This is a genomic window from Paraburkholderia strydomiana, assembly GCF_046030495.1.
Classification (GTDB): domain Bacteria; phylum Pseudomonadota; class Gammaproteobacteria; order Burkholderiales; family Burkholderiaceae; genus Paraburkholderia; species Paraburkholderia strydomiana_A.
Map to the genome: position 1 here is coordinate 1 of NZ_JAQQCJ010000066.1, position 1,380 is coordinate 1,380.

General features: G+C 59.0%; 1 protein-coding gene and 1 pseudogene. Both read left to right on the forward strand.

What is annotated here, in order from left to right:
* On the forward strand, positions 1–223 hold a 223-nt coding region (locus tag PQQ53_RS34905), incomplete at its 5' end, for a VIT1/CCC1 transporter family protein (RefSeq protein ID WP_408145289.1).
* A 395-nt stretch (positions 224–618) separates the two neighbouring features.
* Positions 619–1,029: pseudogene (locus PQQ53_RS34910) on the forward strand (ABC transporter substrate-binding protein); the annotation flags it as partial.
* Between the last annotated feature and the right edge of the window lie 351 nt (positions 1,030–1,380).

The window sequence follows — 1,380 nt, forward strand, 5'->3', positions numbered from 1 at the left end:
TGTGGGAGCCGCGTTGCCGCTCATCGTCACTGCGCTCGCCCCGCAGCAATGGGTCGCTGTGAGTATCGCGGTGACGGCGTTGATTTCCCTCGCGATACTCGGCGGACTGGCCGCGCGCGTCGGGGGCGCGAAAGTGGGACCCGGTGTCTTGCGGGTCACCTTCTGGAGCGCGCTGTCGATGGGTGTGGCATCCGCGGTCGGTGCTGTATTCGGCGCGACCTGAGCTGTGACATTTTTCCGCGACGCAGCCGCTCTATTCAAGCACTGCGCCCGCCTCGGGAATACGGTGACATCCGCGATCAGAGAAATGTGCGGGCTGTCGCCGAACAGATCGATCGGCTGGATGTGGCGCGAATCGGAGTAGTCGATACGTTCTCCGTAGTGGTCACGATCGCCGTCGTGCTTCGGCACGCTCCGACTTTGGGCTTGAGTCGATTGTTGACCACTGTTGACAAGTAAAAATACAGCGCTTCAGACTTGGCCATCCCTCGAGGCCCGACAAAGATGTCCGCCCGAGGACCCGGCACAGAAGCCCCCTGACGAACCGTCGGTTCGTCAGGGGGCTTTTTTTTGTCCGAATTTTTCCTCTTTTCTAGCGCTCATTTCTGGAGAACCCGCATGTTGCTGAAGCCGTCGGGCTGGATGCGTCTCGCTCTCACCGCAGGACTTGCACTGACCTCGCTCGCATCGAGCGCCGCCGATCCCGTGAAAATTGGCTTGCTGGAAGACGCTTCGGGAAATTTCGCACTGGCAACGATTCCGAAGATCCACGCTACGCAGCTCGCAGTCGCCGAGATCAACGCGAAAGGCGGCATTCTCGGACGTCCAGCGGAGCTGATTGCCTACGACACGCAATCGGACAACACCAAGTTTCAGGAACTCGCACGGCATCTCGTCCAGACGGACAAGCCCGATGTGATTTTCGGCGCGTTCTCAAGCGCCTCACGCGAAGCGATTCGCCCGATCATGGACCGCGCTCATCAACTCTACTGGTACGACAATCAGTACGAAGGCGGTGTCTGTGATACGAACCCCCCTGTCGAAATTTCCGGCCTGCTCACGCATCGCTTGCTGTTCGTCCCGGCCTACCCCGCCGCACAGATAGGTGATCTGGCCAACCGTGCGCGGTTCAAGGTTTGCAGCCTGCGCAGCTTGCCATGTAGTCATGGCGATCACGGCAATCACCAGCGCGCAAAGACGGGGATGAGAAGTAATCAAGCCGTAAGCAACGTCAAGGTTGCCGGTGCTACGAAATTTGAGATCGCGAGTGAGCATGAGCGTCCTCATGTAGTTGGTCCCGGAGATTAAAAATGTATGTCAAAACTTCGTGCTCGGCCTCCCCAACCAACGGCCGCTATCGAGAAAGGCGACGGTCCCTTG